This window comes from Mycobacterium sp. 134 (genome assembly GCF_048282715.1).
In the GTDB taxonomy this organism is placed as follows: Bacteria; Actinomycetota; Actinomycetes; order Mycobacteriales; family Mycobacteriaceae; genus Mycobacterium; species Mycobacterium septicum.
Genome location: NZ_JBLVUN010000008.1, coordinates 653,783 through 675,194 on the forward strand (window position 1 = coordinate 653,783; position 21,412 = coordinate 675,194).

Annotated in this window: 25 protein-coding genes, 1 pseudogene and 1 riboswitch; of the genes and pseudogenes, 16 read left to right on the forward strand and 10 right to left on the reverse strand. The window is 68.7% G+C overall.

Annotation, left to right across the window (positions count from 1 at the left end; all coding sequences use genetic code 11):
* Positions 1-26: 26 nt before the first annotated feature.
* The gene (locus tag ACNQVK_RS08025; RefSeq protein WP_418029091.1) at positions 27-605 is read right to left on the reverse strand and encodes a hypothetical protein; all 579 of its coding nucleotides are present in this window, start codon (positions 603-605) and stop codon (positions 27-29) included.
* A 297-nt stretch (positions 606-902) separates the two neighbouring features.
* On the opposite strand from ACNQVK_RS08025, the gene carD reads away from it, so the two are divergent.
* From carD to rlmB, 5 genes and pseudogenes are all read left to right on the forward strand, one after another.
* Positions 903-1,391 carry an RNA polymerase-binding transcription factor CarD gene (gene carD / locus ACNQVK_RS08030; RefSeq protein WP_003882506.1) on the forward strand — a complete coding sequence of 163 codons (489 nt, stop codon included), beginning with the start codon at positions 903-905 and terminating at the stop codon, positions 1,389-1,391.
* A gap of 6 nt (positions 1,392-1,397) precedes the next feature.
* On the forward strand, positions 1,398-2,066 hold the full coding sequence (gene ispD, locus ACNQVK_RS08035) for a 2-C-methyl-D-erythritol 4-phosphate cytidylyltransferase (RefSeq protein ID WP_418029092.1): 669 nt from the start codon (positions 1,398-1,400) through the stop codon (positions 2,064-2,066).
* On the forward strand, positions 2,063-2,539 hold the full coding sequence (gene ispF / locus ACNQVK_RS08040) for a 2-C-methyl-D-erythritol 2,4-cyclodiphosphate synthase (protein WP_418029093.1): 477 nt from the start codon (positions 2,063-2,065) through the stop codon (positions 2,537-2,539). The genes ispD and ispF overlap by 4 nt, the downstream gene beginning before the upstream one ends.
* Positions 2,540-2,558: 19 nt before the next feature.
* Positions 2,559-3,994, forward strand: a pseudogene (gene cysS, locus ACNQVK_RS08045) (cysteine--tRNA ligase).
* Positions 3,994-4,938, forward strand: coding sequence for a 23S rRNA (guanosine(2251)-2'-O)-methyltransferase RlmB (gene rlmB, locus ACNQVK_RS08050; protein WP_409548225.1), 945 nt, complete (start codon positions 3,994-3,996; stop codon positions 4,936-4,938). Before cysS ends, rlmB begins: the two are co-directional and overlap by 1 nt.
* Here the strand turns inward: rlmB and ACNQVK_RS08055 are convergent, their stop codons facing one another.
* Both ACNQVK_RS08055 and ACNQVK_RS08060 read right to left on the reverse strand, forming a co-directional pair.
* The gene (locus tag ACNQVK_RS08055) at positions 4,939-6,492 is read right to left on the reverse strand and encodes a purple acid phosphatase family protein (protein ID WP_418029094.1); all 1,554 of its coding nucleotides are present in this window, start codon (positions 6,490-6,492) and stop codon (positions 4,939-4,941) included. It lies immediately after the preceding gene.
* A gap of 59 nt (positions 6,493-6,551) precedes the next feature.
* Entirely contained in the window at positions 6,552-7,817 is a 1,266-nt protein-coding gene (locus ACNQVK_RS08060; protein WP_418029095.1) for an SLC13 family permease, read from the reverse strand.
* Between the two features lie 71 nt (positions 7,818-7,888).
* Here ACNQVK_RS08060 and ACNQVK_RS08065 point away from each other — a divergent pair, with 71 nt between their 5' ends.
* Entirely contained in the window at positions 7,889-8,866 is a 978-nt protein-coding gene (locus ACNQVK_RS08065) for a glycerophosphodiester phosphodiesterase (RefSeq protein WP_418029096.1), read from the forward strand.
* Here ACNQVK_RS08065 and ACNQVK_RS08070 read toward each other — a convergent pair.
* Genes ACNQVK_RS08070 through mrf form a run of 3 tightly spaced genes read right to left on the reverse strand, consistent with a single transcriptional unit; the run spans position 8,859 to position 11,238 of the window.
* Positions 8,859-9,782 carry an MBL fold metallo-hydrolase gene (locus ACNQVK_RS08070; protein ID WP_418029098.1) on the reverse strand — a complete coding sequence of 308 codons (924 nt, stop codon included), beginning with the start codon at positions 9,780-9,782 and terminating at the stop codon, positions 8,859-8,861. The two genes, ACNQVK_RS08065 and ACNQVK_RS08070, sit on opposite strands and share 8 nt — an antisense overlap.
* A 20-nt stretch (positions 9,783-9,802) precedes the next feature.
* A complete protein-coding gene (locus ACNQVK_RS08075; RefSeq protein WP_418029099.1) occupies positions 9,803-10,051 on the reverse strand; it encodes a type B 50S ribosomal protein L31 in 249 nt (82 codons plus the stop codon).
* Positions 10,048-11,238: a ribosome hibernation factor-recruiting GTPase MRF gene (mrf, locus tag ACNQVK_RS08080; RefSeq protein ID WP_418029100.1), complete on the reverse strand. Its 1,191-nt coding sequence runs from the start codon at positions 11,236-11,238 to the stop codon at positions 10,048-10,050. The genes ACNQVK_RS08075 and mrf overlap by 4 nt, the downstream gene beginning before the upstream one ends.
* A gap of 72 nt (positions 11,239-11,310) precedes the next feature.
* On the opposite strand from mrf, the gene rpmB reads away from it, so the two are divergent.
* The 8 genes from rpmB to ACNQVK_RS08120 all read left to right on the forward strand — a co-directional run bounded on the left by rpmB (position 11,311) and on the right by ACNQVK_RS08120 (position 15,850).
* Positions 11,311-11,547, forward strand: coding sequence for a 50S ribosomal protein L28 (rpmB, locus tag ACNQVK_RS08085; protein WP_409548232.1), 237 nt, complete (start codon positions 11,311-11,313; stop codon positions 11,545-11,547).
* Positions 11,547-11,711, forward strand: coding sequence for a 50S ribosomal protein L33 (rpmG, locus tag ACNQVK_RS08090; RefSeq protein WP_044520825.1), 165 nt, complete (start codon positions 11,547-11,549; stop codon positions 11,709-11,711). Before rpmB ends, rpmG begins: the two co-directional genes overlap by 1 nt.
* The gene (rpsN, locus tag ACNQVK_RS08095; RefSeq protein WP_418029101.1) at positions 11,711-12,016 is read left to right on the forward strand and encodes a 30S ribosomal protein S14; all 306 of its coding nucleotides are present in this window, start codon (positions 11,711-11,713) and stop codon (positions 12,014-12,016) included. Before rpmG ends, rpsN begins: the two co-directional genes overlap by 1 nt.
* Entirely contained in the window at positions 12,016-12,279 is a 264-nt protein-coding gene (gene rpsR / locus ACNQVK_RS08100; protein ID WP_418029102.1) for a 30S ribosomal protein S18, read from the forward strand. Before rpsN ends, rpsR begins: the two co-directional genes overlap by 1 nt.
* A riboswitch (cobalamin riboswitch) is annotated at positions 12,274-12,387 on the forward strand. It overlaps the preceding gene by 6 nt.
* Positions 12,388-12,424: 37 nt before the next feature.
* On the forward strand, positions 12,425-13,396 hold the full coding sequence (locus ACNQVK_RS08105; protein WP_418029103.1) for an ABC transporter substrate-binding protein: 972 nt from the start codon (positions 12,425-12,427) through the stop codon (positions 13,394-13,396).
* Positions 13,396-14,412 (forward strand): FecCD family ABC transporter permease, encoded by a 1,017-nt coding sequence (locus ACNQVK_RS08110; RefSeq protein WP_418029104.1) that lies wholly within the window; start codon positions 13,396-13,398, stop codon positions 14,410-14,412. The genes ACNQVK_RS08105 and ACNQVK_RS08110 overlap by 1 nt, the downstream gene beginning before the upstream one ends.
* Positions 14,409-15,194: an ABC transporter ATP-binding protein gene (locus ACNQVK_RS08115; protein ID WP_418029105.1), complete on the forward strand. Its 786-nt coding sequence runs from the start codon at positions 14,409-14,411 to the stop codon at positions 15,192-15,194. Before ACNQVK_RS08110 ends, ACNQVK_RS08115 begins: the two co-directional genes overlap by 4 nt.
* Positions 15,191-15,850: a (2Fe-2S)-binding protein gene (locus tag ACNQVK_RS08120; protein ID WP_418029106.1), complete on the forward strand. Its 660-nt coding sequence runs from the start codon at positions 15,191-15,193 to the stop codon at positions 15,848-15,850. The genes ACNQVK_RS08115 and ACNQVK_RS08120 overlap by 4 nt, the downstream gene beginning before the upstream one ends.
* On the opposite strand, the gene ACNQVK_RS08125 is transcribed toward ACNQVK_RS08120, so the two are convergent.
* The 4 genes from ACNQVK_RS08125 to bluB all read right to left on the reverse strand — a co-directional run bounded on the left by ACNQVK_RS08125 (position 15,844) and on the right by bluB (position 19,014).
* A complete protein-coding gene (locus ACNQVK_RS08125; protein WP_418029107.1) occupies positions 15,844-16,560 on the reverse strand; it encodes a TIGR03943 family putative permease subunit in 717 nt (238 codons plus the stop codon). The genes ACNQVK_RS08120 and ACNQVK_RS08125 overlap by 7 nt on opposite strands.
* A complete protein-coding gene (locus ACNQVK_RS08130; protein WP_418034034.1) occupies positions 16,557-17,516 on the reverse strand; it encodes a permease in 960 nt (319 codons plus the stop codon). The genes ACNQVK_RS08125 and ACNQVK_RS08130 overlap by 4 nt, the downstream gene beginning before the upstream one ends.
* A gap of 67 nt (positions 17,517-17,583) precedes the next feature.
* Positions 17,584-18,345, reverse strand: coding sequence for a LamB/YcsF family protein (locus ACNQVK_RS08135; protein ID WP_418029108.1), 762 nt, complete (start codon positions 18,343-18,345; stop codon positions 17,584-17,586).
* Between the two features lie 9 nt (positions 18,346-18,354).
* Positions 18,355-19,014 (reverse strand): 5,6-dimethylbenzimidazole synthase, encoded by a 660-nt coding sequence (gene bluB / locus ACNQVK_RS08140; protein WP_211156234.1) that lies wholly within the window; start codon positions 19,012-19,014, stop codon positions 18,355-18,357.
* An 82-nt stretch (positions 19,015-19,096) separates the two neighbouring features.
* Between bluB and ACNQVK_RS08145 the strand changes: the two genes are divergently transcribed.
* Together ACNQVK_RS08145 and aztD are read left to right on the forward strand one after the other, a co-directional pair.
* Positions 19,097-20,212 (forward strand): ABC transporter, encoded by a 1,116-nt coding sequence (locus tag ACNQVK_RS08145; RefSeq protein WP_418029109.1) that lies wholly within the window; start codon positions 19,097-19,099, stop codon positions 20,210-20,212.
* Between the two features lie 26 nt (positions 20,213-20,238).
* A complete protein-coding gene (gene aztD / locus ACNQVK_RS08150) occupies positions 20,239-21,399 on the forward strand; it encodes a zinc metallochaperone AztD (RefSeq protein ID WP_418029110.1) in 1,161 nt (386 codons plus the stop codon).
* The last annotated feature ends 13 nt before the right edge of the window (positions 21,400-21,412 follow it).

Below are 21,412 nucleotides of genomic sequence, written 5' to 3' on the forward strand. Positions count from 1 at the left end.
ACCCCGCGGGTCAGCGGTGCGTCAGATCAGTGATGGCCACCGGCTTCGGCGCCCTCGGCGGGCTCCTCGCCGGCCTTGTCGCGCCGGGGCGCCTCGCCTGCCGAGATCGGCACGGCCACCGTGGTCTCGCCGTTCTCGAACTTGAACGTGAAGTCGTAGAGCAGTCCGTTGGTGACCGGCTTGGTCAGCGTGACCTTCGCGGTGACGGCGTCGGCGGCCTCGGTCTTCTCCAGCGGCTTCAGCTGGCCGTCGGGCTCGCCGACGACGAGCACGCCGCCTGCCGGGATGGTCTGGTCCCCGGTCAGTGCCACGTCGCCGACGGTCGTCTTGATCGAGACGAGCTTGTTGGGAGCCTCGGTCGATCCGTTGGCCGCGACGAACAGCAGCTCGGCCTCGGAGCCCGGCTCGACGTAGTCCTTCTGCTGCGGCGCGCGCAGGTGCACGTTGCGCAGCGAGATCGCACCGGCCTGTGCGTTCACGCCGTTGACGGCGGGCTCCTGGGTTGCCGTCTGGGAGACCTGCCCGGCGCTGCAGCCGGTGAGAACGGCTGCGGTCAGGCCACATGCGGCCAGACCTGCCGAGGCGCGCATTGCGAAGCGGTTCACTCAAGCCTCCTGAGCTGGGTCGGCGTACTTCGACTATGCACAGTAGTAGGTGGCGTCGGCGGGCGGAATGCGAGGGCTCGGCAGACGGGTCGCAAGGGGGCTCGGCAACGGGCGGCTCAGGCCCGCAACCGCTTTGCGCCGACACCCATTTCGGGCGTCTCCAGGGTCGGTTGGTTGCACGCTTTCGTCACCATGTCAACCCCTGTTCTTCACCTGCAGTGCCCCTGACCTGCGCAGTTGGTGCGCATGTGATCTGGGCCCGTGTTAGGATGGACTAGCGAAAGGGGCTCGAATCAGATGATTTTTAAGGTCGGAGACACCGTCGTCTATCCACACCACGGTGCTGCGTTGATCGAGGCGATCGAAACCCGGACTATCAAAGGCGAGCAGAAAGAATATCTCGTCCTGAAGGTTTCCCAAGGGGATCTGACCGTTCGAGTGCCCGCAGACAACGCCGAATACGTCGGAGTCCGCGACGTCGTTGGCCAAGAAGGCCTCGACAAGGTTTTCCAGGTGTTGCGTGCTCCGCACACCGAAGAGCCGACCAACTGGTCGCGCCGCTACAAGGCCAACCTCGAGAAGCTGGCCTCAGGTGACGTGAACAAGGTTGCCGAGGTAGTCCGGGATCTGTGGCGTCGGGATCAGGAACGCGGTCTGTCCGCGGGTGAGAAGCGAATGCTGGCCAAGGCCCGGCAGATTCTGGTCGGCGAGCTCGCGCTGGCCGAGAACACCGATGACGCCAAGGCCGAGACCATCCTCGACGAGGTTCTGGCCGCCGCGTCCTGACGCGTGGTGGCAACAACAGTCGCGGTCGTCCCGGCCGCCGGCTCAGGTGAGCGGCTAGGCGCGGGCAGACCGAAAGCGTTCGTCAATCTGGGGGACAAACCCCTGTTGGAGTACGCCCTTGACGGGCTGCTGGCCTCAGGGGCGATCGACAAGGTCGTGGTCGCGGTTCCGCCCGCGCTCACGGATGAGGCGACCTTGCTGTTCGGGGGCCGCGCGCAGATCGTGGCCGGGGGAGCCGATCGCACCGAATCGGTAGGGCTGGCCCTGGCAGCCGCCGGCGACCCCGATTTCATCCTTGTGCACGACGCCGCCCGGGCGTTGACCCCTCCGACGCTGATCGCCCGGGTGGTCGCGGCGCTGGCCGAAGGCCACTCCGCTGTGGTCCCGGGTCTTCCACTGGCCGACACCATCAAGGCGGTCGACGCCAACGGTGCGGTGCTGGGGACGCCCGAGCGGGCCGGTCTGCGGGCCGTACAGACCCCGCAGGGGTTCCGTACCGACGTGTTGCGCCGGGCCTATCAGCGGGCCGGGGCCGGCGCGGTCACCGATGACGCCTCGCTCGTCGAACAGATCGGTACGCCCGTGCAGATCGTCGAGGGCGATCCGCTGGCCTTCAAGATCACCACGCCTCTGGATCTGCTGCTCGCCGAGGCTGTCATGGCGCGTGCCACGTGAGGATTCCCAGGGTCGGGCTCGGTACCGACGTCCATCCGATCGAGCCGGGGCGCCCCTGCTGGTTGTTGGGGCTGCTTTTCGACGGGGCCGACGGCTGCGCCGGCCATTCCGACGGCGACGTCGCCGCCCACGCATTGTGTGACGCGCTGCTCAGTGCGGCCGGCCTCGGCGACCTCGGCGCGGTTTTCGGCACCGACCGGCCGGAATGGCGCGGGGTCACCGGCTCGGACATGTTGCGTCACGTCCGCGGACTGGTGCTGGCGGCGGGTTTCGAGATCGGCAATGCCACGGTCCAGGTGGTCGGCAACCGGCCCAAGATCGGGCCACGCCGGGACGAGGCGCAGCGCGTGCTCTCCGAGCTGATCGGGGCGCCCGTATCGGTGTCGGCCACCACCACCGACGGGCTCGGTCTGACCGGCCGGGGTGAAGGATTGGCCGCGATAGCCAGCGCTTTGGTGGTTCCTGCCGAATAGGCCGGTAAGCTGGCACGTCGTGACCGATCGCGCTCAAGCTGTCGCGTCGGGGTTTGCCTCCGATTTGCGGCTGTACGACACCATGGCGGGTGCCGTACGAGATTTCGTACCGCTGCGGCCGGGGCACGCATCGATCTACCTGTGCGGTGCCACCGTCCAGGGCCTGCCGCACATCGGTCATGTCCGTAGCGGAGTCGCGTTCGACGTGCTGCGCCGCTGGCTGACCGCCAATGGATACGACGTTGCGTTCATCCGCAACGTCACCGACATCGACGACAAGATCCTCAACAAGGCGGCCGACGCAGGCCGGCCGTGGTGGGAGTGGGCCGCGACCTACGAGCGGGCTTTCAGCGCCGCGTACGACGCGCTCGGCGTGCTTCCGCCCTCGGCTGAGCCGCGGGCCACCGGCCACATCACCCAGATGGTCGAGCTCATCGACCGGCTGATCGAGAAGGGCCACGCCTACGCCGCGGGCGGCGACGTCTACTTCGACGTACTGAGCCTGCCTGATTACGGCGCGCTGTCCGGCCACCGCATCGACGATGTGCACCAGGGTGAGGGTGCGGCGACGGGTAAGCGTGATCAGCGCGATTTCACGCTGTGGAAGGGCGCCAAGCCGGCGAGCCGTCGTGGCCGACGCCCTGGGGGCGCGGACGTCCCGGCTGGCACACCGAGTGCGTGGCGATGTGCGAGGCGTATCTGGGCGCGGAGTTCGACATCCATGCCGGCGGCATGGACCTGGTCTTCCCGCACCACGAAAACGAGATTGCCCAGGCGCAGGCCGCGGGCGACGGTTTCGCCCGGTACTGGCTGCACAACGGCTGGGTCACCATGGGCGGCGAGAAGATGAGCAAGTCGCTGGGCAATGTGCTCTCGATTCCTGCTGTGCTGCAACGGGTTCGGGCCGCCGAGCTGCGTTACTACCTGGGCAGCGCGCACTATAGGTCCATGCTGGAGTTCTCCGAGAACGCGCTGCAGGACGCGGTGAAGGCCTACAGCGGCATCGAGGACTTCCTTCACCGCGTGCGTAACCGCGTCGGTGCCGTCGCCGTGGGCGACTGGACGCCGAAGTTCGCGGCCGCGCTCAATGACGACCTCGCCGTGCCGATCGCACTGGCCGAGGTGCACGCCGCACGGGCCGTGGGCAACCGCGCGCTGGACGCCGGCGATCACGAAGGCGCGATGGCGCAGGCCTCCTCCATCCGGGCGATGATGGGCATCCTGGGTTGCGATCCGCTCGACGAGCGCTGGGAATCGCGGGACGAGACTTCGGCCGCCCTGGCCGCAGTGGATGAGCTGGTGCAGTGGGCCCTGGCCGGACGGGCCGAGGCCCGGACCAACCGGGACTGGGCGGCGGCCGACGCCATCCGGGATCGGCTGAAAGCGGCCGGCATCGAGGTCACCGACACCGCCGACGGTCCTCAGTGGGCACTGGTGGACGGGAACGGAGCGTAATGGCCGGGAATTCGCAGCGGCGCGGCGCGGTGCGCAAGGCGGGGACCAAGAAGGGGCCGACGGTCGGGTCCGGCGGCGTGCGTCGCCGCGGGCTCGAGGGCCGTGGGGCCACCCCGCGCGCGGATCAGCGTCCGCATCATCCGGCCGCCAAGAAGGCCGCGAAGGCGGCGCGCCAGGCGCAGGGCAGGCACAAGAAGACCGACGACACCGAGTTGGTGCTGGGCCGCAACCCGGTCGTGGAGTGCCTGCGGGCCAAGGTCCCGGCCACCGCGCTGTACGTGGCCCTGGGCACCGAGGCCGACGAGCGGCTCACCGAATCCGTCCAGATCGCCGCGGACCGGGGCATCTCGATCCTGGAGGTGCAACGCCACGATCTGGACCGGATGAGCTCCAACGCACTGCACCAGGGCCTGGCCCTGCAGGTGCCGCCGTACAACTACGCCCATCCGGACGACCTGTTGAAGGCAGCCCGCGAGTCAGGGGAGCCCGCGCTGCTGGTCGCGCTGGACAACATCTCCGATCCGCGCAACCTGGGCGCCATCGTGCGTTCCGTGGCCGCGTTCGGCGGGCACGGTGTGGTGATCCCGCAGCGCCGTTCGGCGTCGGTGACCGCGGTGGCGTGGCGCACCAGCGCCGGTGCCGCGGCCCGTACGCCGGTGGCGCGGGCGACGAATCTGACTCGCACGCTGAAGAGCTATGCCGATGCCGGTCTGCAGGTGGTCGGCCTGGATGCCGGTGGTGACACCACGCTCGACGAGCTCGAGGGCTCGGGGCCGATGGTCGTGGTGGTCGGCTCGGAGGGCAAGGGCCTGTCCCGGCTGGTGCGGGAGAACTGCGACGCGGTGGTCTCCATCCCGATGGCCGGGCCGACGGAGTCGTTGAACGCCTCGGTGGCGGCCGGTGTGGTGCTGGCCGAGATCGCCCGTCAGCGCCGCAGTTCGTAGTCAGGCCCGGCGCTTCTTGCGCAGGGTGAAGCGATCCACCGGCGCGGTCTGGCCGAACGGTCCGTCGACCGCGAAATAGGTTGCTTCGATCGAGGTTTCGCCGCCCGGCGATCCCGGGTCGACGTCGAACATCACGAAACCGTAGGCGTGGTCCCGGTCGCGGAACTTCGACCACGGCGCGGCCTCGGTGACATATCGCGGGGTGCGTTTGCCCAGCGCCGGGTCGAGCGCCCCGACCCCGGTCAGCACGCGGCAGCGCGGCTCGGGGAAGAACGTCCGGTTCGACGGGATCGAGGTGCCGCCACCGCCGATCACCAGATGTACTGTGCCCCTGCTGGTATCGATGGAATCCCCGTGGCCGTCGATGGGGATCGGGGTGAGGGTATCGGTCGGCTGCACACCGCGGATCGGGTGCGAGCGCTCGTAGTGGTGCTCGTGTCCGCACACCACCAGGTCGACGCCGTACCGGTCGAACAGGGGCAGCCAGCTCTCGCGGATCCCGAGATCCGCGCCGTTGGTGCGGTCGGCGGTCGACACCGCGGTCTGGTGCATGCACACCACGATCCAGTCGATCCCGGTGTCAGCATTCGAATGCTCCAATTCACTCTCCAGCCAACGTTTCTGGGCTCCGCCGGAGTAGCCGTGGACGTAGGAGTTCCCACCGTCCTGATAGCACACATCGTCGTTGTTGAGGCTGATCACTCGTACCGCGCCCGCGGTGAACGCGTACCACATGCCGCGCAGCTCGGCGTCCGCTCCGGAATCGGGAAGGGCGAAATAGGTTTGGTACGCGGCGTAGCCGATCGGACCGTTGCCCAGTTCGTTCTCGTGATTGCCCGCGGCGGGCATCCAGGGCCGGTGCCGCGCCGAGCGGGCGTTGTTCTCGAACCAGTCCGACCAGGTTCTGATCCGGTCGCCGGACAGGTTGGCGTAGCAGAGGTCTCCGTTGACCAGGTTGAACAGCGGTCGGGCGTTCTCGACCGCCGTCGTGATGTCACCCGCGGCAGGCGAACCTCGGTTGTCGCTCCCGAACGCGTCGGCCACCATCGCGTCGAGCGTCGGCGTGGACTGATCGCCGAAACTGGTGAACCGGAAGGGAGCCCGGCCTCGCGGCGCAGTCCGGGCGGTGCCCAGTTCGGGGCTCACGCCGTCGTGTACCGCGGCGTAGATGTAGTCGGTGTCGGGTAGCAGGCCGGTGAGCCGGGCGTGGTGTACCCGGATCTCGGTGCCGGACTGCCCGTCGCGGTAGGTGACGGTGTCGGCGGCGACGGTCTCGCCGAAGCCGTCGTTCGGGGTGCCGAACATCACCCGTGGGTTGCCCACCCGGGCGGCGGTGTGCCAGGACACCACGACCTCGGACGAGGCATCGGCACCGTACTGCAGGTGCAGCCCGCCGACCCGGGGCGCGCCACTGCGGTCCTCGCGCTGCCAGAGCTCCGGCCCCGACGATCGGACGAAACCGTCGACGGCGATCCCGGCACCGGCGCCCAGAATCGCGGTGGTGCCGCCCACCAAAAGCAACGTTCGCCTGCTGACTGTCGCGTTGTCGCTCACCCTTGCCGTGCTACCGGGTCAATGCGAACGGTGCGGCACCGGCAAGTTAACGGTGTCGCCTAACCGCCGAAGAGCCGCAGGCCGGCCCAGAGTGCCAACACACAGGCCACCAGGGTGAGCGGCACCGTCGCCAGCCCCACCCGGCTGAACTCGGTGAACCGCGCGGGCAGGCATTCACGGTGAACGACATTGCGCCACAGCAGGTTCGACAGAGAGCCGACATAGGTGAGGTTGGGGCCGACGTTGACCCCGATCAGCACCGCCAGTACTGCTCCCGGTCCCGACGCCATCACCAGCGGCAGCAGCACCAGCACCGCGGGCAGGTTGTTGACCACATTGGCCAGTACGGCGGCCACCACCGCGAAGCCCAGCAGCGCGAGCAGCGAATCGCCGGCCGGGAGGAGCCCGCGCATGGCGTCGCCGAGGCCGTTGTGGACCACTGCGTCCACCACCACACCGAGGCACAGTACGAACGCCAGGAACGGCACGTTGACGGCGCGCACGATTCCGCCGATCGTGCTGCGCCGCTGAGCCATACTGCGCACGCCGAGCACCACCGCCCCGGCCAGCGCCGCCCAGGCCGGCGACACGTCGAACACCGAGGTGACGACGAAACCCGCCAGCGTCAAACCCAACACCACGAGCACGAATACCGGAACCTCGGGCGGTGGAGGAGCCACCTCGGCAGCGGGGCTGCTCAACTCGCGGCGGAAAAGCCAACGCAACACCACGAACTCGACGCCGATGGCGGCCAGCCAGGGCAGCGCCATCACCGCGCTGAACTGGGTGAAGGACAGGCCGGCCACCGCGAATGCCAGCAGGTTGGTCAGGTTCGACACCGGAAACAACAGCGACGCGGAGTTGGCCAGATGCGCGGTGGCGTAGGCATGCGGGCGGGGTGGTATCGCCAGTGTGCGGGCGGTGGCCAGCACCACCGGCGTCAACAGCACCACGGTCGCGTCCAGGCTGAGCACGGCAGTCGTCGTCGCCCCGATCAGGAACACCCGGGTCAGCAACCTTCGGGAATCACCCCTGCTGGCCCGGGCCATCAGGGTGCCCGCGGCGTGGAAGAGGCCCTCGTCGTCACACAGGTGGGCCAGCACCAGCACGGCGGCGAGGAAACCGACCACGGGCAGAAGGCGATTCACCTCGGCCAGTGCGTCGTCCGGCGAGATCACGCCGAAGGCGATCAACAGCCCGGCAGCCGGAATCGCCACGACGGCCTCGGGCCAGCCCTCGGGCCGCGTGAGCGCGAACACCAACACGACGGCCAGCAGCACCAGGGCCAGAATCAACGGCGTGGTTCCTTTCGGCCAGTCGAACATTCGATGACGATTCACGCGGCCGGGCCACGCGGACCTGACCGTACTCGGTTTGCTCGATAGCGTTGGTGACCATGCGTCCGGCTGCACCGATGGTCCTGTTGTTCGCTCTGGCTGCCGTGTTCCAGTCTGTCCCGCCGGCCGTCGCGGCGCCCGCCGGGTTGGACCTGCAGTCCCACCGGGGCGGGCGTGGCGAGACGACCGAGGAGTCGCTGCGCGCCTTCGCGAAGTCCTTGGAGCTCGGGGTGAGCACGCTCGAGCTCGACATCGTGCTCACGAAGGACAGGCAACCCCTGGTGTGGCACGACCCCCGGATCGACGAGACCAAATGTGCCGACACGGCCCCGGCGTTCCCGGGCGACCCGATGTACCCGTACGTGGGGAAGCTGGTGCACGATCTCACCCTCGACCAGATTCGCACCCTCGACTGCGGCAAGTTCCTGAGCGGATTCCCCGACGCCGAGGTGGTGCGTGACAACAAGATTGCCGTGCTGCCCGAGGTGTTCGCGCTGACCGATGCCTACAACGCCGACGTGCGTTTCAACATCGAGACGAAGATCGAGGCGGACAAACCCGAAACCTCGGCCACTCCGGAGGAGTTCGTCGACGTCATCCTCGATGCCGTACGGGCGGCGGGCAAGGTCGACAAGGTGGACATCCAGAGCTTCGACTGGCGCACACTGCCATTGGTGCGGCGGGCCGAGCCGTCGATACCGAGGGTGGCGCTGTGGGATGACACGACCTGGGTGCCCGGCTCTCCGTGGCTCGGTGGGATCGATCCGGCAGTGGACAGCGATCCGATCGCCGGCGCGGTATCGGTGGGCGCCACGGTGCTCTCACCCCAGTTCCAGCTGGTGGACCGGGGATTCGTGGAGCGGGCACACGCGCTGGGCCTCAAGGTGACCCCGTGGACCGTGAACGAACCGGCGGCCATGCGGGCGCTGATCGCGGACGGCGTCGACGGCCTCATCACCGACTACCCGACGCGGCTGCGTGGCGTGCTGGCGGAGCTGGGCCTGCCGCTGCCGCCGTCGTTTCAGCGGCTCAACTGATCCATGGGTCGGCGCGCTCCCACAGCGCCGGAAGGTGCAGGCTCACCGCGTCCTGTTCGGCCAGCCGGGTCAGCACCCGCATCGAGACGTCCAGGTCGTCACCGGCGTACGGCAGTGCGCGCAGGGGTTTGTGCAGCGGCCGGAAGAAGTCGTCCCAGTGGATCAGCACCACGCGGCGCGCACCCACGGTGCGCACGGTGTCGGCCCAGTAGCTCTCCAGGTACTGCTCGGTCTGCAACCCGAGCTGGCCGATCCCGAGGTAGACCACCTCGGCGTGCTGCCCGTCCAGTGCACCCGGCACCGCGCCGGCACTGCCGACGATCAGCAGGCTGCGGTCGCTGGGCCGGTGGTGCACCAGTGTCGACCAGGCCTCACCGCATTTGTACGCAGAGGCCTTCACCGGCGGCACGACGGGCGCGGTGATGGTGCCGGGGAAGCGGTCCGGTGGGCAGTGCTCGGACTCGAAGAGCGTCACCTGAAACGCTCCGAGGGTGACGGCTTCGCCCGGGGTGACGGTGACGATCCGGTCGCGGGCCAGGCCGCCGCCGGCACCGACCTGGGCGGTCGAGGTACCGCCCACCAGTCGGGCGCCGGTGCGCTCGGCCACGACGGCCGAGTCCATGGCGTGGTCGAAGTGGGTGTGGACCGGCAACACGGCTTCGAGCTTGTCGACGCCGAGACGGGCGAGGCTGCCATCGATGCGCGGCAGTGACGGCGTCAGCTTGCCCAGGACGACGCTCGACAGCGCGGGCCGGGAGAAGAACCCGTCGGTGAGGACGGCCGAGGAGCCGTCGTCGACCAGGAGCGTGCTGACCCCGGCCCACGTCACCGTGACCGGGGATTGCGGTGTGGCCGACGGTGCGTCGAAGAACCGCGCATAGGGGGCCAGATCGGGTCTGCCGGGCTTGAGCCGCATGGCCCCACCCTAGAGCCGGCCTATCCGTAGCGACGGCGGAACTTCTCCACCTGCCCGGCCGAGTCGATATGGCGCGCGGAGCCGGTCCAGAACGGGTGCGAATCGCTGGTGACGTCGACGACGATCAGCGGGTAGGTCTGGATCCCGTCGGCAGTGGGCCACTCGATGGTGCGCTCACTGGTTGCGGTCGACCGGGTGAGAAATTTGGTGCCCGTCGCCGCGTCCTGGAACACCACGGGGTGATAGTCGGGGTGGATGTCGGATTTCACTGGGATTCCCCTTCCTGGTGGGCTTCCTGACGGGCCGATGCGGCGGGTTCGTCGATTCCGGGCTGGCAGGGTTCTTCGTGCCAATCCCCGAACGGGTCGGGGTAATCGGCCCACTGCCCGGGCCGCGCCAGCTCGTCGTCGGTGAGCAGCGCGCCGCGCAGCGCCTCGATGACCTCGCCGGGCCTGGCTCCACAGACCAGGACCGTCAGAGAGATGTGGCGATCACCGAACTGGTGATGCCAGTCGATCGCGGCCATCGCCAGTCGTTCGGGGTCGGTGTAGGCCCGCTCGGTGGAATCCATTGCCGCCAGCCATTTTCCGGCGTTGCTGAAATGCATTCCGCCGCCTGCGGACTCGATCCACATGACGTCGGCGGGCCGGTTGGCCAGCCAGGCCCGCCCACGGGTGCGCACCACACCGTCGAGTAGCTGATCGACGGCGGAGTGCAGGCGCAGCGGGTGAAACGGCCGGCGCGCGGCGAATTCGACGATGATGACCTCGTCGTCGGGTTCCAGCGGCGGTTCACCGGCCAGGAGCGGATCGTGCGGTGTCGCGGTGCGCCCGCGCGGACTGTTCGGTTCCAGGTGCGCCAGGCCGAGCTCCACCTGGTCGGGGCCCACGGTGATGCGGGCGCGGGGTGCGAGCCGGCGCAGCACCGCCAGTGTGGTGGCGTCGGGTTCGTTGAGCACCAGCATGTCGGCGAACTCGGCCTGACCGACGACCACCTGGGCGACCGTGCGCCCGTCGGGCAGCTCCTCGTCGCCGACGGACTGTTCCAGCCAGACCGAGGCGTCCAGGCTTGCGACGACCGCCTCGATGGTCACGTCGCGGGCGGCGGGTCCGTCGAGGTAGCCGGGCCCGACGTGGACCCGGACGGTGTTGATCGCCCAGCACACCGGCTCGGCCTCCAGCCAGGGCATCAACTGCACGACGATGCGCTCCACGTCGCCGCGCCGGCTCAGGCGCCGCAACAGGATCAGCAGATCGTCACGGACCGTGCAGGTCAGGCAACCGTGGGCCAGCTCGAGGGCGAGTTCGGATGTCCCGCCGCCGTCGGACACGGTCCGCAGGACCACCTGGCCGTCAAAGGCGTGGCGCACCAGCACGGTTCCCGGCCTGCGGCCCAGTTCTTCCGCTACGCCGTCGCTGTCACCTTGACCGGCGATCAGCACCACAGGGGTTCGCACTGCACCTCCCGGTGAAGTTGTTGTTGAAAACGATTATCATTATCGTAAGGCTACCCCATCCGAAGGAGACCGATGTCTGCCCACTGCCAAGTCACCGGGCGCTCGCCCGGGTTCGGCAACACGGTGTCGCACTCGCACAAGCGCAGTCGACGCCGCTGGAACCCCAACATTCAGACCAAGACCTACTACCTGCCAGCAGAAGGGCGCCGCATCCGACTTCGGGTCAGCGCCAAGGGGATCAAGGTGATCGACCGCGACGGCATCGAGGCGGTTGTGGCCCGCCTGCGTAGCGCGGGGGAGAAGATCTGATGGCCAGCACCGATGTTCGGCCCATCGTGAAGCTGAAATCGACTGCGGGGACCGGGTACACCTACGTCACCCGCAAGAACCGCCGCAATGACCCGGACCGGATCGTGCTGCGCAAATACGACCCCGTCGTCCGCCGCCACGTCGACTTCCGCGAGGAGCGCTGATGGCCAAGCGATCCAAGATCGTCAAGAACGAGCAGCGCCGGGTACTCGTGGAGCGTTACGCCGAACGGCGGACCGAGCTCAAGGAGATCATCCGCAATCCGGCCAGTACCCGTGAAGAGAAAACCGCGGCGGTCTCGGCGCTGCAACGGCTGCCGCGTGATTCGAGCCCGGTGCGGCTGCGCAATCGAGACGCGGTCGACGGCCGCCCGCGAGGTCATCTGCGCAAGTTCGGGCTTTCGCGGGTCCGGGTGCGCGAACTGGCACACCGCGGTGAACTGCCGGGCGTGCGGAAGTCGAGCTGGTGATGGCGTCGAATTCCCGGAAGAACACCAAGAAGCGCCCTCCGGTCACCGAACTCAAGAAGCCGAGGCGCAATCAACTGACGGCCCTCGGCGTGACCGAGGTCGACTACAAGGATGTCCACCTGCTGCGCACCTTCATCAGTGAGCGGGGCAAGATCCGGTCCCGACGCATCACCGGGCTCACCCCGCAGCAACAGCGCCAGGTCGCCACGGCGATCAAGAACGCCAGGGAGATGGCGCTGCTGCCGGTGGTCGGCCCGGCCTGACCTACCATCGACGGCGATAGGGCGACTGCGGATCGTGGAAGCCGGTGAGAATCCGGCGCGGTCCCGCCACTGTAGAGCCAGATACACACCGCAGTCGCCACCTCACGTACTGGGGCGGATCTCCCCGGAGAGGACGGGTACGCCCATGGCCGCTCGTTGGCTGATCGCCGGACTGGCGTCGGCGTTACTGGTGTCGGGGTGTGCCTCGACCGAGGCGCCCGGCACCGCGGTCGATGCCGCGCCGGGATTCCCGGTCACCGTGGACAATTGCGGCATCAGCACCACCTATGACCGGCCGCCGGCGCGTGCGGTCGCGCTCAATCAGCATGCGATCGAGACGCTGCTGGCGCTGGGCCTGGAGAATTCCATGGTCGGCACGTCCTATCTCGACGACCGGATCCTGCCCGAATACCAGGCCGCCTACGACACCGTTCCGGTGCTGGCCAAGGAGTACCCGTCCTACGAGTCGCTGCTGGCCGTCGAACCCGATTTCGTCTACGGCGGCTGGGACAGCGCGTTCGACGAGAAAGAGGGCCGCGGCAGGCAACGGCTGACCGATGCCGGGGTTCACACCTATCTCAACATCGAGGATTGCCGGTCCGAGCCGGTCGCGGTATCCACCGTTGACGACGAAATCCGCAACATCGGAACAATATTCGGCGTCACCGCCAGGGCCGAGCAGCAGATCGAGAAGCTCCATGGCGAGCTGGCGCAGTCCGCGGCGAAGCTGCGCGGGGTGCGGCCCGTGCGCGTCGCGGTCTACGACAGCGGTGAGGCGACCGTATTCACCTCGGGTGGCAAGGGCATCGGAAACCTGATGATCGAGGCCGCCGGTGGCGTCAACGTGTTCGCCGATGTGCCCAAGGTGTGGGGCGACGTGTCGTTCGAGCAGTTCGCCGATCGCGCGCCCGAGGTCATCGTGATCTACGACTACGGTGACCAGCCGGTCGCGGACAAGAAGCGATTCCTGACCGAACATCCTCTCCTGCAGCATGTTCCGGCTGTCGCCCAGCAGCGGTTCGCGGTCCTCCCGTTGTCCTCGGTGGTGGTCGGCGTACGGGTGGGCCGGGCAGTGGACGCCCTGGCCCGGCAGCTGCACCCCGACCGGTTCAGTTGATGCCCTACCGGCTCACCATCGCTGCACTGGCCGGGCTGTTGCTGATGGCGATGACCGCCGGTGTCGCGATCGGTTCGGTGTCCATACCTCCTGGGCAGGTGTGGGCCATCGTGCTGCACGCCGTCCATCCGGGCCTGGTCGAGCAGAGTTGGCCCGCGGTGCGGGAATCCATCGTGCTCGACGCCCGGCTGCCCAGGGTCGTGCTGGGCGTGGTGGTCGGCGCCGGCCTTGCGGCGTGTGGGATGGCGCTGCAGGCCGTGGTGCGCAATCCGCTGGCCGATCCCATGTTGCTGGGTGTCTCGTCGGGAGCGTCGGTCGGTGCCGTGGTGATCCTGGTGTTCGGTGCCGGTGCGCTGCAGGTGTTCACCGTCCCGCTGGCGGCCTTCCTCGGAGCCTTTCTCGCGCTCGTCGCGGTGTACTTCCTGGCCCGCTCGGGCGGGCGGATGACGACCGCGCGGTTGATCCTGGCCGGCGTGGCGGTGGCCGAAGTTCTGTCCGCGGTGGCCAGTCTGCTCATCGTCACCTCTGACGATCCACACAAGACCCAGGCGGCCGTGCGATGGATGCTCGGCGGCCTGGGCGGCGCCACCTGGCGCATGGTGTGGGTACCCGCGGTGGCGGTCCTCGTCGGTGTGATCGTGCTGCTGGCCTTCACCCGATCGCTGAACCTGCTCTATACCGGTGAGGAGGCGGCTACCTCGCTCGGTCTGGACGTGCACCGGTTCCGGGCGGGAATGTTCGTCGTCGTGGCGCTCATGGTCGGGGCGATGGTCGCGGTCAGCGGCACGATCGGGTTCGTCGGGCTGATCATGCCGCACGTGGTGCGCCTGCTGGTCGGTGCCGATCACCGCAGAGCGCTGCCGGCCGCCGCGTTGTTGGGCGCGGCGTTCCTAGTGCTGTGTGACATCGTGGCCCGCACCGTGGCCGCGCCGGAGGAACTGCCGGTGGGCATTCTGACCGCGCTCGCCGGCGGGCCGTTCTTCCTGTGGCTGATGCGGCGGAAGGCCGTGACGTGACGGCGGCAGTGACGTTCGAGGCGGTCTCGGTGACGGTGCGCGGTACACCGTTGATCTCCGACGTGTCGTTGTCGGTCGCCCCGGGTGAGATGCTGGCCGTCGTGGGTCCCAATGGCGCGGGCAAGACCACACTGCTGCGCACCTTGTACCGGGCGCAGCGACCGAGCTCCGGTCGGGTGCTGGTCGACGGCACCGACGTGTGGAAGCTGCCGGGCAAGCGGGCCGCCCGCCGGGTCGCGGCGGTATTGCAGGAAGCTGCAGGCGATTTCGAGCTCACCGTGTTCGACATGGTGGCCATGGGTCGCACCCCGTACAAGCGATCATTCGAGGCCGACAACGCAGAGGACCGCGAGATCATCGGCGCGGCTTTGACGGCGCTGGACATCGCGGAACTGAGCCAAGCCGGTTACGGCCGGCTGTCGGGCGGACAGAAGCAACGCGTGCTGATCGCCCGGGCGCTGGCTCAGCGCACCGATGTGATCGTGCTCGACGAGCCCACCAACCACCTCGACCTGCGCCATCAACACGAGGCACTGCACCTGCTGCGGGAGACCGGTGCGACGGTCATCGCCGCGTTGCACGATCTGAATCTCGCTGCGTCTTACTGCGATCGGATCTGCGTGCTCGACGGGGGAGGGTTGGTGGCGGTCGGCACGCCGGCCGACGTCCTCACCGAGGGGTTGCTGTCCGAGGTGTACGGGGTCGAGGCCCGGATCACCCTCGATGCCGATACCGGTAGGCCGCAGGTAGCCGTCCCCGCCAAGATCGGGGCGAGGCCGTGAACATCGGTGACCAACTGAGCGAAATCGCCTCGTATGGAGGATTCTTCGCGATCACTGTTGGCGGGGAGCCGGCCGACTGGGTTCCGGTGCAGCGCTGCTATGACGACGGCTGCACCGACCTCGTCGCCGCGACGAGCGCGCGCAACGCCACGACGGATCTGCGTATCGGTGCGTCGCTGATCCAGTTCAGTCATGCCTCGCGCCTATGGTCACCGCTGCTGGCGTGTGCGCTGCGATTCGGTGTGCTGCCGGACCTCGCCGATCTGCAGCGCCATGCCGCCCGCACCGAGCTGAGGTTGCCGGTGCCGGTGGGAGAGCCGGCGGATGGTGGCCCGGCGATGGTGGGCCAGTTGTATCGGCTGGTGATCACCGAACACCTTGAGCCGCTGGCCGCGGGGCTCCGGGTCAAGATGGCGCCGCGTCTGCTCTACGGCAATGCCGCGGCGGCCCTGGTCGCGGCGGCGGCCGATTTGGCGCGGGCTCGGCCGGAATTGGGTGACGATATCCGCGGAGTCACCGAATCGCTGTTGGCCACCGGGCACCTGACCGGCACGGGCGACCTGACCGGGTGGGCGTTCCGCCGACGCAGCTGTTGCCTGTACTACCGGGTGCCGGGCGGATCGAAGTGCGGTGATTGCGGGCTCAGGCGTCAGTAGGCGTAGGGACGCGCCGGGGGATCGGTGCGGGTCACGCTCAGGGCCGTCATCGTCGGGATGGCCCGTCGGCTCGAATCGCTTTGCCCTGCAGGGATCGTGCCCACCACCTTGATCCAGGTGTCGTCCGGGTAGCCGGCCACCTGTGCCGCTGCCGGTCCGGAGAGACGAATGCGGGCCAGCTGAGCGTCGGCCGCGCAACAGATGATCACCACCCGGGCCAGGTCGCTGCGGTCGCCGTCGCGCATGGTGAACCCGGTGACGGTGATCGTGCGGTTGTCCAGGGTGCCCGCGGAGTCCTGTGCCACACGGATCAGTGCGTCGGGCAGGGAGATCTCCGGAGCGGTGCCGTCGGGTAGGGGTGGGAACGGACGGCGCAGCACATCGGTGGACACCGCGGTCACCGACGCGGCGTCGGGACGGATCGCCGGGGGCACGACGAAGGCCAGCAGCGCGATCGGGATGAGCAACAGCCACGCGACGCCGGGCGAGTGCGGATGATCATGCGCGTCGTCCGGACCGCCTTCGCGGCGGCCGTGCCGGATATCCCGCACGATCGCGGCGAGCGCCAGCGCGATCAGCAACACCGCGGTCGCCACCAGGTACGGCAGCAGTCCCGGCTTGACGTACCGGGTGTAGGCGCCGGAGACGGCGATGATCGCGGTACTGACCCCGATCAGCAGCAGCAGAGCGTTCTCGGTTTCGCGGCTCACTGTGGCCCCAGGATCAGCAGGCCGATGCCCGTCGCCACCACCGTGGCGACCACGAAGGTGGTGGGTGCGAACCGGACGGCGAACGCGCGGCCGAACATGCCGGCCTGCATCGCGAACAGCTTGATGTCGACGGCCGGCCCGACGACCAGGAACACCAGCCGCGGCAGCAGCGGCAGCATGGTGAGGCTGGCCGCGACGAACGCGTCCGCCTCCGAACACAACGCCAGCACAACCGCCAGTGCCGCCATGGTGATCACCCCCAGCGCGATCTGGCCCGCGAGGTGCTCGTACACCCACGTCGGAACCAACACGTGCAGGGCCGCCGCGGCCGCCGCGCCCACAACCAGATAGGAGGCCGCTGAAAGGAAATCGTGGCGTGCGGCTTCGGTGAAGACCGCCCACCGTGAACCCTCGCCGTGGTGTGGCCTGGGCAGCCGGCGGGTGATCCACTCCGGGCTGCCGAACCTGGCCCAGAGTGTGCCCATGATCAGTGCGGTGAGCAGTGATGCCGCGCACCGGGCGGCGACCATCTGCGGGTGCCCGGGGAACGCGACGGCGGTGGCCACCAGCACGACGGGGTTGATGGCAGGTGCCGCCAGCATGAAGGTCAGCGCCGCCGCGCCCACGGTGCCGTCCTCGGCGTCGTCGCCGAAAAGCCTGCGCGCCACCGGCACTGAACCGCATTCGCAGCCGGGCAATGCCGCGCCGCCGATGCCGGCGGCCAAGATGGCCGCGCCGGGACGCCGGGGCAGCCAGCGGGCCAGGCGCTCGGGCGTCACGAAGACCGCGATCAGCCCGCTGATCACCACGCCGAGCGCCAGAAACGGCAGTGCTTGGACGAACACACCGCAGAACACCGTGGCTGCCGTCGCCACGTCGGGCGTGTTTTCGACGATCCCACGCAGGGTGGTGCCGGCCAATGCCAACGCGATGATCCCGGCCACGAGAACCTGCATGGAACTCGGCCGCCACCGCATCACCGCCGGGTTCGCCACCACGCGGCCATCATGCCAGGCGAACCTGTCAGCAGAAGGCGCTCAGAGTGACCCCTTCAGCGGACAGGCGCTCGCGCACCGCCGTGGCGATCTGGACGGCTCCGGGTGAATCACCGTGTACACAAACAGATTCCACCGTGACAGGGATGACGGATCCGTCCACCGCGGTGACCTGCAGCCTCATCACCATGCCCGCGACTCGCTCGGCGATCTCCGGAGCATCATGCAGCACGGCGCCGGGGTCGCGGCGGGATACCAGCGTGCCGTCGGGTTGGTAGGCGCGGTCGGCGAAGGCCTCGGCGACGGTGCGCAGCCCGCGCCGCCCTGCCTCCTCGAAGAACGCTGAACCCGACAGGCCGAGCACCGGTAGGCCCGCGTCCACCGCGGCCACCGCGGCCGCGACGGCGGCTGCCTGTTCGGGATGGCTGACGATCGTGTTGTACAGCGCGCCATGGGGTTTCACGTAGGTCACCGTCGTACCCGCGGCATGGGTGATGGCCTGCAGCGCGCCGATCTGATAGATCACGTCGGCGGTCAGGTCCTCGGGGGTGACGTCGATGAAGCGCCTGCCGAAGCCGGCCAGGTCCCGGTAGCTCACCTGGGCGCCGACGCGTACCCCCCGCGCCGCGGCCTCGCGGCACGTGCGCAGCAGCAGTGCCGGGTCTCCGGCGTGGAATCCGCAGGCCACGTTGGCGCTGGTGACCAGGCCGAGCATGGCTTCGTCGTCACCGAGTTTCCACGCTCCGAAGCTCTCACCGAGATCGGCATTGAGATCGACGGAGGCGGCCATCCGTCCAGCCTAAGGCGACGCCTCGCTCGGCCAGCCGTTCTCGGCCACGAATTCGGGCAGCGGGCGCCCAACGGTCCAGTGCTCGATCTCCAGCACCGGCCGGTCCGGGAATTCGGGTACTGGGCCCAGGCACAGGATCGCCACGGCCTCGGCGTCGGCGGGCATGCCCATCAACTGGGCCAGGGGCAGCGGCTCGAAGATCGACACCCAGCCCATGCCGAGGCCCTCGGCGCGCGCCGCCAGCCACATGTTCTGGATGGCGCAGGACACCGAGGCCAGGTCCATCTGGGGCAGGGTCCGGCGGCCGAAGATGTGCCGGTCGCGGTTCTCGCCGAGGGCGACGACGAACAGCTCGGCGCAGTCGAGGATGCCTTCGACCTTGAGCGCCAGGAATTCGTCGCCGCGCGAGCCGAGTGCGTCGGCGGTGTGGATGCGTTCCTGGTCGACCAGGGCGTGGATCTTGCCGCGCAGCGCATCGTCGGTGATCCGGATGAACCGCCACGGCTGCATCAGGCCGACGCTCGGCGCCGCGTGGGCGGCCTGCAGAAGCCGGCCGAGGACCTCGGGCGGCACCGTGCTGCCGGGGACGAACCGGCGCATGTCCCGGCGTTCGGCGATGGCCCGGTAGACGGCGCGGCGCTCGTCGGGGTTGAAGGCGTGCTCAGACACGGGTCGAGCTTAGGTGGGCCCTCGGGCATGCCGAGCACGATCCCTTATTGAAAATGAATGTCATTAATGATAAGAGTTTGGGGTGCTGAACAGGGCCTTGGTGATGGCGCTCGTCGCCCTCCTGATCGCCGGGTGCTCCACCGCGCCGGATCCCCGGCAGCCTGCGACGCCCCGGGAAGCGGATCGGCCGGTGACGCGGCTGATCCTGGTGGAGCGGCAAACCGGGGCCGGCGCAGTGCTCGATGTCGCGGACTCTGTCGAGACCGGGCTGGGGCAGCTCGGCCGCGTCGACGCCGTGAGTGGCGACGGGCGGTACGGCTACCTGCACGGCGATGCCGGGCTGACGATCCTGGACGGCGGGGCGTGGACGTTCGACCACGGCGACCATTCGCATTTCTATGACGGACCACCGGCCGTGGTGGGGCGGATCGACGGGCGGGTCGCCGCGGTACGGGGCCATGGTGCGCTGGCCGTCGCCCGCCGCGCTGACGGTGCGGTCGTAGCGCTGGATCGGGACGCCTTCGCGCGCGGTGAGGTCACATCCTCGGCCGTCGCGCAGGGGTCTGACAAAGCGCTGGCTGCAGTCGCATTGGGGGATGACCTGGTGACGGTCTCCGATCGGGGACCGGTCAGCACGGTCGCCGAACAGGCCGCCGTGCTCGGAGACTGCCCGGCGGTCAGCGACGCGGTGGCACTCCGCCGGGCGGTCGTGCTCGGTTGCCGTGACGGTGCGTTGAAGATCTCCAGCCGGGGCGGAGCGCTGGTGACCGAGAGCATCGCTTTCGGACCGATCCGGCCCCGGGAGCCGTTGGGGCCGTTCGGCTATCGCAGGAACGGGAATTCGCTGGCGGCCGTGGCCGGTGATGAGGTGTGGCTGTTCGACGGCCGCCGGTGGGCGTCGATGCGGCTGCCCGGCGTGGTCGCGGTGAACACCGCAGGCGGCACCACCGTCCTGGCGGTGACTCAAGACGGCGTTCTGCATGCCCTTGATGTGGCGGCAGGCGTACACGCCGGCCGCCTCGAACTGCTCGCCGCTCCGGTCGGCACGCCGGTGATCGAGGTCGGTGCAGGACGGGCCTACGTGAACGACGCGACGGCGAGGGCAGTACACGAAGTCGACTACGCGAACGGCCTACGGGTCGAGCGCACGCACCGGACGAACGTCATCCCGGATTTCCTGGTGGCCGCGGGCTGGTGATTCCGATCAACAAGCAAGGAGAACGAATGCCGAATCCATCGAAGGTCTTCGTCCTGGCCGGTGCGCTCGCGGCAGCGCTGACCGGTTGCGGCGGCGGCGAAACGCAGCAGACGGCACGCGAGCCGATACCCGATCCGCTGGTGGTCACCTACGACGGTGGGCTCTACGTGCTGGACGGCAACAGCCTGCAGGTCAAGGCCGACATCCCGCTGGAGGGGTTCCTGCGGGTCAACCCGGCCGGCGACGATTCGCACCTGTTGGTGTCCACGGGCGAGGGTTTCCGGCTGCTCGACGCGTCGGCGGGGGAGCTGACCGACACCACCTTCGTGGCCGACGATCCCGGTCACGTCGTCGCCCACGGTGAACACACCGTGCTGTTCGCCGACGGGTCCGGTGAGATCACCGTGCTCGATCCGCACAATCTCACCGCTGCCGTACCGCGGATGAGAGGCATGAAAGCGCCACAGCCGCACCACGGTGTCGCCGTGGTGCTCGACGACGGGAGTTGGGTGCGTACCGAAGGTGACTCCGACGAACGCAGCGGTGCAGTCGCTTTCGACGCCTCGGACCGGGAGATCGCCCGCAGTGCTGAGTGCCCGGGTATCCATGGGGAAACGGTCGTGGATACCTCCACTGTCGTATTCGGCTGTGAGAACGGCGCATTGACATTCTCTGACGGTGCCTTCGCCAAGATCGCCGCCCCGGACGCATACGGCCGGGTGGGAACGGTTCGCGGACATGAGGACTCACCGGTGGCGCTGGGCGACTACAAGGTCGATCCCGATGCCGAACTGGAGCGGCCCAACCGGTTCGCCCTGATCGACACCGCGAGCAATCAGCTGCGGCTGATACCCCTGCCGCAGACGGTCAGCTACTCCTTCCGGTCACTGGCGCGCGGTCCGCACGCCGAAGCGCTCATCCTGGGCACCGACGGCAAGCTCCATGTCGTCGACCCGGTTTCCGGGCGCACCGTGAAAACCATCGCGGTGACCGAGCCGTGGACCGAGCCCGATGACTGGCAGCAGCCCAGGCCGAGCCTGTTCGTCCGCGGCCACGACGTGTTCGTCACCGACCCCGCCACCAGGCAGGTGCACACCGTCGACATCGAATCCGGCGACGTCGGCACGTCGACAACGCTGGATAAGGCACCCAACGAGCTCAGCGGCGCGGTAGGCCATACGCACTAGCCGGTGGAATAGT